This window comes from Burkholderia sp. Ap-955 (assembly GCF_011753045.1).
In the GTDB taxonomy this organism is placed as follows: Bacteria; Pseudomonadota; Gammaproteobacteria; order Burkholderiales; family Burkholderiaceae; genus Burkholderia; species Burkholderia lata_D.
This window is the reverse complement of the sequence record NZ_VWWH01000092.1, coordinates 19,461-27,636: the sequence shown is the minus strand read 5'-3', so window position 1 is coordinate 27,636 and position 8,176 is coordinate 19,461. Positions and strand designations below refer to the sequence as shown.

The 8,176-nt window shown below is 68.3% G+C and carries 8 protein-coding genes and 1 riboswitch; of the genes, 6 read left to right on the top strand and 2 right to left on the bottom strand.

The window, feature by feature from the left end:
* The 6 genes from flhF to metF form a co-directional block, all read left to right on the top strand.
* Positions 1 to 1,186 (top strand): flagellar biosynthesis protein FlhF (flhF, locus tag F3J15_RS31145; protein ID WP_166896017.1); only part of this gene is annotated, 1,186 nt, incomplete at its 5' end.
* A complete protein-coding gene (locus F3J15_RS31140; RefSeq protein ID WP_069246873.1) occupies positions 1,179 to 1,997 on the top strand; it encodes a flagellar biosynthesis protein FlhG in 819 nt (272 codons plus the stop codon). The genes flhF and F3J15_RS31140, both read left to right, overlap by 8 nt.
* Before the next feature lie 22 nt (positions 1,998 to 2,019).
* Positions 2,020 to 2,754 carry an RNA polymerase sigma factor FliA gene (locus F3J15_RS31135; protein ID WP_006484033.1) on the top strand — a complete coding sequence of 245 codons (735 nt, stop codon included), beginning with the start codon at positions 2,020 to 2,022 and terminating at the stop codon, positions 2,752 to 2,754.
* Positions 2,755 to 2,862: 108 nt separating this feature from the next.
* A riboswitch (S-adenosyl-L-homocysteine riboswitch) is annotated at positions 2,863 to 2,977 on the top strand.
* Positions 2,978 to 3,009: 32 nt separating this feature from the next.
* Positions 3,010 to 4,428 (top strand): adenosylhomocysteinase, encoded by a 1,419-nt coding sequence (gene ahcY, locus F3J15_RS31130; protein WP_166896015.1) that lies wholly within the window; start codon positions 3,010 to 3,012, stop codon positions 4,426 to 4,428.
* A gap of 162 nt (positions 4,429 to 4,590) precedes the next feature.
* Positions 4,591 to 4,944, top strand: a complete 354-nt coding sequence (locus F3J15_RS31125) for a phage holin family protein (protein WP_006477367.1) — start codon at positions 4,591 to 4,593, stop codon at positions 4,942 to 4,944.
* A 25-nt stretch (positions 4,945 to 4,969) separates the two neighbouring features.
* Positions 4,970 to 5,800 (top strand): methylenetetrahydrofolate reductase [NAD(P)H], encoded by an 831-nt coding sequence (metF, locus tag F3J15_RS31120; protein ID WP_069246875.1) that lies wholly within the window; start codon positions 4,970 to 4,972, stop codon positions 5,798 to 5,800.
* Between the two features lie 89 nt (positions 5,801 to 5,889).
* Here metF and F3J15_RS31115 read toward each other — a convergent pair whose 3' ends face one another.
* Together F3J15_RS31115 and F3J15_RS31110 are read right to left on the bottom strand one after the other, a co-directional pair.
* Positions 5,890 to 7,368 carry an amidase family protein gene (locus tag F3J15_RS31115; protein ID WP_166896021.1) on the bottom strand — a complete coding sequence of 493 codons (1,479 nt, stop codon included), beginning with the start codon at positions 7,366 to 7,368 and terminating at the stop codon, positions 5,890 to 5,892.
* Positions 7,369 to 7,449: 81 nt separating this feature from the next.
* Positions 7,450 to 8,142: a dienelactone hydrolase family protein gene (locus tag F3J15_RS31110; protein WP_166896013.1), complete on the bottom strand. Its 693-nt coding sequence runs from the start codon at positions 8,140 to 8,142 to the stop codon at positions 7,450 to 7,452.
* Positions 8,143 to 8,176: the final 34 nt, after the last annotated feature.

The window sequence follows — 8,176 nt, the reverse complement described above, 5'->3', positions numbered from 1 at the left end:
CGCCGCGAGCGCGACGCCGCCCAACTGGGCACGCGACATTGTGCGCGACGCCGAACGCCGGATGCCGGCCGCCGCCACCCGCGCGCCCGACACGAACACGAGCGCGATGCATGCCGCGATGGCGGCCGAGCGCACGCGCCTGTCCGCCGACGCGGCCACCGCGGTGGCCGATGCCGTGAAGTCGCGCATCGAGCGGGTCGTCAACGATACGGTGATGCAGGAGCTCGGCGAACTGCGCGGGATGATGGCAGAGCAGTTCGACAGCCTGATGTGGCACGACCGCCAGCGTCGCAGCGCCGTGCACGGCGCGCTGACGAAGCACCTGTTCGCGGCCGGTTTCTCCGCGCAGCTCGTGCGGATGCTGGTCGACAACATGCCGGCCGGCGACGGCGCGCAGACCCTCGAACAGGCCGCCGAATGGGCGCGGTCGGTGCTCGCGTCGAACCTGCCGGTGCTCGACAGCGAAGATGCGCTGATGGAGCGCGGCGGCGTGTTCGCGCTGATGGGGCCGACGGGCGTCGGCAAGACGACCACCACCGCGAAGCTGGCCGCACGCTGCGTGATGCGCTTCGGCGCGAGCAAGGTCGCGCTGCTGACCACCGACAGCTACCGGATCGGCGGCCACGAGCAGCTGCGCATCTTCGGCAAGATCCTCGGCGTGCCCGTACACGCGGTGAAGGATGCGGGCGACCTCGCGCTCGCGCTGTCCGAGCTGCGCAACAAGCACATCGTGCTGATCGACACGATCGGCATGAGCCAGCGCGACCGCGCGGTATCCGACCAGATCGCGATGCTGCACGGGGCGAACGCGCCGGTGCAGCGCCTGCTGCTGCTCAACGCGACTAGCCACGGCGACACGCTCAACGAAGTCGTGCAGGCGTACCGCAGCGCGGGCGAGCATCCGGACCTGGCCGGCTGCATCCTCACGAAGCTCGACGAGGCGACCCACCTCGGCGGCGTGCTCGACACGGTGATCCGCTACAAGCTGCCGATCCATTACGTGTCGACCGGCCAGAAAGTGCCGGAGAACCTGTACGTCGCGTCGACCAAATTCCTGCTGAAGAGCGCGTTCTGTGTACCGCGTGACGGCTCGCCCTTCGTGCCGCAAGACGAGGACATGCCGACGCTGCTTTCCGCACTGACCGCACGTTCCACCGCCGAGCTGCACGAGGTGCGATTTGGATAAACAAATCATCGACCAGGCCGAAGGGCTGCGGCGCCTGCTGGCCGGGCGCGCGTCACGCATCGTCGCGGTGGCGGGCGGGCCGGCGGGTGTCGGCTGCACGTCCACCGTCGTGAACCTGGCGGCGGCGCTCGCGTCGCTCGGCAAGGATGTGCTCGTCGTCGACGAGCGTGCCGACGTGCATTCGGCCAGCGCGACGCTGGCGGGCGCGTGGCTGCGCGACGGCGAGCGCGCGCGGGTCGCGGCCGGCTTCGGCCTGTGCGCCGCGGCGCGGCTCGCGCGCACCGGCTACACCGACGCGCAGCTGAGCGATTTCATCGACGGGCCGGCCGACATCGTCCTCGTCGACGCGCAGCTCGGCGCCGACGGTTCGTTCTCGGCGCTCGCGCGCGAAGCGCACGACGTGCTGGTCGTCACGCGGGTCGCCGCGCAGGCGATCACCGAGGCGTATGCGTGCATGAAGCGGCTGCATTTCGCGCACGCGTTCGCGCAGTTCCGCGTGCTGACCAATCACGTCGGCAGCCACGCGGACGCGAAGACGGCGTTCGACAACCTCGCGGGCGTCGCGAGCCGCTACCTGACGGTGTCGATCGCCGACGCGGGCTGCGTGAGCGCCGATCCGCTCGTCGAGCATGCGCGCGAACTGACGCGTGCCGCGGTCGACGCGTTCCCGTCGTCGGCCGCCGCGCGCGATTACCGGCAGATTGCCGCCGACCTGCTGTACTGGCCGATGCGCCCGCGTCCGGGTGCGGGCCGCGCCGTGCACGCGGGCGGCAAGCCGTCGTATGAGGCGGGCGCGGCACACGCCGCGTGAGCGCCACCGGAAGGAGAGAGCCATGATGTACAACGCTCAAGGAAAGATGTCCCAGGCCGACGTGCTCGCGCAATATGCGCCGCTCGTGCGACGCCTCGGGCTGCAGCTCGTCGCGAAGATGCCGGCGAGCGTCGACCTCGACGACCTGATCCAGGCCGGCATGATCGGCCTGATGGACGCGGCCGGGCGCTACAAGGAAGACCAGGGCGCGCAGTTCGAGACCTACGCGACGCAGCGTATCCGCGGCGCGATGCTCGACGAGCTGCGCAGCAACGACTGGCTGCCGCGCAGCCTGCGCAAGACGTCGCGCGAGGTCGAGCACGCGGTGCACCAGGTCGAGCAGCATCTTGGCCGCTCGGCGAGCGAGACCGAGATCGCGCAGCACCTGAACATGCCGCTCGACGAATACCAGGGGATGCTGCAGGACCTGCACGGCAGCCAGCTGATCTATTACGAGGATTTCGACCGCGCGGCCGACGACGAACCGTTCCTCGACCGCTACCGCGTCGATCACGCCGATCCGCTGTCGGCGCTGCTCGACGAGCACCTGCGCGAAGCGCTCGTCGAGGCGATCGAGCGGCTGCCGGAGCGCGAGAAGCTGCTGATGTCGCTGTACTACGAACGGGGTCTGAATCTGCGCGAGATCGGCGCGGTGCTCGAAGTGAGCGAATCGCGCGTGTGCCAGCTGCACAGCCAGGCGGTCGCGCGCCTGCGCGCACGGCTGCGCGAACAGGCGTGGGTCGGCGCGGAGTCCTGACCCTTTCCTGACGGCCGCGCGCGCCGACGCCGCGCGCTGGTGCCGGGTGCGCGCCGTGTGTGTGCATGCTTGCGCATTCTGTGCGCCGATTTGCTACAATCCTCTCCGCTTTCCGAGGAGCGTTGCGACGGACCTCCTGTGTCCGCCAGGCTCGGAAGGCTTCACCAAGCAGTCGTGCGGCACAACCGCGTCGGCCCCGCTTCCTGAACGGCGCTCACGTCACCAATCTAGAAACTTTTTAGAAAGGAGGGCGTGATGAACGCCATTATCGATTCCAAAGCTACCAACGATTACGTCGTCGCCGACATGGCGCTGGCCGGCTGGGGCCGCAAGGAACTGAACATCGCCGAGACCGAGATGCCGGGCCTCGTGCAGATCCGTGACGAATACAAGGCACAGCAGCCGCTGAAGGGTGCGCGCATTGCCGGTTCGCTGCACATGACGATCCAGACGGGCGTGCTGATCGAGACGCTGAAGGCGCTCGGCGCGGACGTCCGCTGGGCCTCGTGCAACATCTTCTCGACGCAGGACCACGCCGCTGCCGCGATCGTCGAAGCCGGCACGCCGGTGTTCGCGTTCAAGGGCGAATCGCTCGACGAATACTGGGAGTTCTCGCACCGCATCTTCGAATGGCCGAACGGCGAATTCGCGAACATGATCCTGGACGACGGCGGCGACGCAACGCTGCTGCTGATCCTCGGCGCGAAGGCCGAGAAGGACCGTTCGGTGATCGGGAAGCCGACCAACGAGGAAGAAGTCGCGCTGTACAAGTCGATCGCGAAGCACCTCGACGCGGACCCGACCTGGTACTCGACGCGCCTCGCACACATCAAGGGCGTGACCGAAGAAACCACGACCGGCGTGCACCGCCTGTACCAGATGGAAAAGGACGGCCGCCTGCCGTTCCCGGCGTTCAACGTGAACGATTCGGTCACGAAGTCGAAGTTCGACAACCTGTACGGCTGCCGTGAATCGCTGGTCGACGGCATCAAGCGCGCGACCGACGTGATGATCGCGGGCAAGGTCGCGGTCGTCGCGGGCTACGGCGACGTGGGCAAGGGCTGCGCGCAATCGCTGCGCGGCCTGGGCGCGACCGTGTGGGTCACCGAAATCGACCCGATCTGCGCACTGCAGGCGGCGATGGAAGGCTACCGCGTCGTGACGATGGAATACGCGGCCGACAAGGCCGACATCTTCGTGACGGCCACCGGCAACTACCACGTGATCAACCACGATCACATGAAGGCGATGCGCCACAACGCGATCGTCTGCAACATCGGTCACTTCGACTCGGAAATCGACGTCGCGTCGACCCGCCAGTACCAGTGGGAAAACATCAAGCCGCAGGTCGACCACATCATCTTCCCGGACGGCAAGCGCGTGATCCTGCTGGCGGAAGGCCGCCTCGTGAACCTCGGCTGCGCGACCGGCCACCCGTCGTTTGTGATGTCGAACTCGTTCGCGAACCAGACGCTCGCGCAGATCGAGCTGTTCGTGCGCGGCAACGAGTACGAGAACAAGGTGTACGTGCTGCCGAAGCACCTCGATGAAAAGGTCGCGCGCCTGCACCTGGCGCGCATCGGCGCGAACCTGTCCGTGCTGTCGGACGAGCAGGCTTCGTACATCGGCGTGCAGAAGGACGGCCCGTTCAAGCCGAACCACTACCGCTACTGATCCGATGCGCCGCTGCCGCGGTGCCGTGCGCGCGTCGCCCGTGCGCACCCGGTACGGCGGCACGGCGCGGGATCGCCGGCTGCCGCGGCGCGCCTTCGGGCACCCGCGGCAGCCGGCGGCGGCCACTGATCGTACCGATCGACAACCGAACCGGAGCACTCCATGAGCGTCATCCTCACCTGGGTCATCAACGCGCTCGCGCTGCTGATCATCACGTACCTCGTGCCGTCGATCCACATCAAGAGCTTCGGCACGGCGCTGATCATCGCGGTCGTGCTCGGCCTGATCAACACGGTGATCCGCCCGGTGCTGATCCTGCTGACGCTGCCCGTCACGATCGTCACGCTCGGGGTGTTCATCCTCGTCGTGAACGCGTTGTGCTTCTGGTTCGCGTCGTCGCTGCTGAAGGGCTTCGAGGTGTCGGGCTTCTGGTCCGCGTTCTTCGGTTCGATCCTGTACAGCATCGTGTCGTGGCTGCTGTCCGCCCTGATCTTCGGTCAGCGCGACATCGGCTGAGGCATGGGCTTGGTCCCTCAGAATCATGAAAACGATCGAACTCTCGTTTGAATTCTTCCCGCCGAAGACGGCGGAAGGCGTCGAGAAGCTGCGCGCCACGCGTGCGCAACTGCTGCCGCTGAAACCGAAATTCGTGTCCTGCACGTTCGGCGCCGGCGGTTCGACGCAGCAGGGCACGCTCGATACGGTGCTCGACATGCAGAAGGACGGCCTCGAGGCCGCGCCGCACCTGTCGTGCATCGGTTCGTCGCGCGACAGCCTGCGCGCGATCCTCGACCAGTACCGCTCGTACGGCATCCGCCACATCGTCGCGCTGCGTGGCGACCTGCCGTCGGGGATGGGCGAAGTCGGCGAACTGCGCTATGCGTCGGAGCTCGTCAGCTTCATCCGCGCCGAGCACGGCGACTGGTTCCACATCGAGGTTGCCGGCTATCCGGAGTACCACCCGCAGGCGCGTTCGCCGAAGGCCGATCTCGAGAATTTCGCGCGCAAGGTGAAAGCCGGCGCGAATTCCGCGATCACGCAGTACTTCTTCAACGCCGATGCGTATTTCCGCTTCGTCGACGATGCGCGCAAGCTGGGCGTGGAGGTGCCGATCGTGCCGGGCATCATGCCGATCACGAACTTCTCGCAGCTGATGCGTTTCTCCGAGATGTGCGGCGCCGAAGTGCCGCGCTGGATCGCACGCCGGCTCGAGAGCTTCGGCGACGATCGCGAGTCGATCCGCGCGTTCGGCGCGGACGTCGTCACGAGCCTGTGCCAGCGTCTGGTCGACGCGGGCGTGCCGGGTCTGCATTTCTATACGCTGAACACGGCGGCCGCGACGCGGACGATCTGTGAACGGCTCGTCATGTAAGCGCGCTCACGCGATTGCATGCGTCAAAGCCCCGCCGGTTGTGCCGACGGGGCTTTTTTTTCGATGACGGCGGCGCGCGGCCGCGTGCGTCAGCGCTGTGCCTGCATCAGCGGCGGGCGGCGCTCGAACCACGGCCGCGCCTGTTCGAGCTGCCGGGCGAGCCGGAGCAGCAGCGCGTCGTCGGCGTGACGCGCGGCGAACTGCACGCCGATCGGCAGCCCGCGCGCGTTCCAGTAGAGCGGCACCGACATCGCCGGCTGGCCGGTCAGGTTGAACAGCTCGGTGCAGCCGGCCCACGTGAACGCCTTTTCCGACGACTTCGCGAGCAATTCCTTCAGCAGCGGCTTCACCGGCAGCGCGGCGAGCACCTTCATCTGCGCCGCTTCGAACGGCGTCGGCTGCAATTCGCCGATCTTCACCGGCGGGCCCGCGAGCGACGCGCACAGGATCGCGTCGTAGCGCGACACGAGGCCGGCTACCTGCACGGTGAGCTGGCGCTGCCATTCGAGCACGTCCGGCAGGCGCGTGCGCGCGAGGCGCCGGCCGACCACGGCCATCGCCCACGTCGCGGCTTCGAATTCGCCGCGCTTCGGCGTGCGGCCGGTCAGCGCACGCGCGCCGAGCACCATCTCCTCGGCGATCGTCGCCCACAACGTGAGGAAGGTTTCGGCGGCGCGCGCGTAGTTGACGTGCAGCGTCGCCGGCTCGACATGGTGGCCGAGCGATTCGAGCAGCGCGGCCGCGTCGTCGAGCGCCGCGCGCGTGTCGTCGGCGAGCGCCGGCGCGAGCATCGGGTCGAGCACGAGGCCGATCCGCAGCGGGCCGGGCGGCGTGTCGAGCTCGCCGAGGAACGTGCCGGGCGCGCCGGCCGGCAAGGTCTGGCCGGTCGTCACGTCGAGCAGCAGCGCGCTGTCGCGCACGCTGCGCGTGACCGCATGCTGGACGACCAGCTCGCCGTTCGACGGCAGGTCGACGAGTACCGGGTTGCGGCTCGGCTTCAGGCCGAACAGCCCGCAGCACGACGCCGGAATGCGGATCGAGCCGCCGCCGTCGGACGCATGCGCGATCGGCACGATGCCGGCCGCGACGGCCGCCGCCGCACCGCCGCTCGAGCCGCCGGGCGTGTGATCGAGATTCCACGGGTTGCGGCACGCGCCGAACAGTTCGGGTTCCGTGTACGGCATCTGGCCGATCTCCGACGTGTTGGTCTTGCCGAACACGTTGAGACCGGCCGCGCGGCTGCGCGCGATCACCGGCGAATCGTCGGCGGGCACGAAATACCGGTAGTGCCGGCTGCCCATCGACAGCGGCAGGCCGGCGACCGCCGCGCCGAGATCCTTCACGAGATAGGGAACGCCGGCGAACGGCGCGTCGGTGCCGCCGTCGGGTGTGGCGGCCGCACGCTGGCGCGCGGCGTCGTAGTCCTGCAGCACGATCGCGTTGATCGCGCCGTTCACCGCTTCGGCCTGGCCGATCGCGGCGTCGAGCAGTTCGCGCGGGCTCGCCTTGCGTTCGCGTACCAGTGTGGCAAGGCTGATCGCGTCGTGCGCGAGATAGTCCGAGTGCATCGCTGTCATCCCCGTTGTGACTCGTGGCGATGACAGCAGCATAACGCGGGCCCGGTGTACGGGGCCCGCGGCCGGCCGTTTTTAGAGGTGCTCGGCGAGGAAGGTCAGCGTGCGGCCGTGCGCGAGCGCCGACGCGCGCTGGTTGTACGACGCGCGGTCCGTGCAGTTGAAGCCGTGCTCGGCGCCCGGGTACGCGTGGAACGACGCGTTGCCGTGGCCGGCGAATGCGGCCTTCACCTGGTCGACCGCCGCGGGCGGGATCGCGTGGTCGTTTTCCGCGTAGTGGAACAGGATCGGCTGCTTGATCTGGCCGGCCAGATCGAGCGCGTTCTGGATGCCGCCGCCGTAGTAGGCCACGGCCGCGTCGATCTTGCCGGTCGCGGCCGCACGGTACGCGAGCTGGCCGCCGAAGCAGTAGCCGATCGCGGCGACCTTGCCGGCCACTTCGGGGCGCGCGCGCAAGGCGTCGGCGGCCGCCCCGATGTCCGCGACCGCGAGACCCACGTCGGTCTTTTTCATCAGCTCGATGCCCTTGTCGCGATCTGCGCCTTCGTAGGTCAGCTCGACGCGCGGCTGCGTGCGCCAGAACACGTCCGGCGCGAGCGCGACGAAGCCGTCGGACGCGTACTGGTCGGCGACCGCGCGGATGTGCGAGTTCACGCCGAAGATCTCCTGGATGATGATGACGGCAGGGCCGGTGCCGCGCTTGGGCAGTGCGAGATAGCCGCCGAAGCTGTCGTTACCGGTCGGGATGTCGATCCATTGGGCTGTCACGTTCTGAACTCCTGGCGAACGGGGTGCGCGAGGC

Excerpts from the sequence above, each read along its gene's own strand:
- F3J15_RS31125 (WP_006477367.1), top strand. The coding sequence starts at position 4,591 with ATGAGCGTCATCCTCACCTGGGTCATCAACGCGCTCGCGCTGCTGATC.
- metF (WP_069246875.1), top strand. The coding sequence starts at position 4,970 with ATGAAAACGATCGAACTCTCGTTTGAATTCTTCCCGCCGAAGACGGCG.
- ahcY (WP_166896015.1), top strand. The coding sequence starts at position 3,010 with ATGAACGCCATTATCGATTCCAAAGCTACCAACGATTACGTCGTCGCC.
- F3J15_RS31115 (WP_166896021.1), bottom strand. The coding sequence starts at position 7,368 with ATGCACTCGGACTATCTCGCGCACGACGCGATCAGCCTTGCCACACTG.
- F3J15_RS31135 (WP_006484033.1), top strand. The coding sequence starts at position 2,020 with ATGATGTACAACGCTCAAGGAAAGATGTCCCAGGCCGACGTGCTCGCG.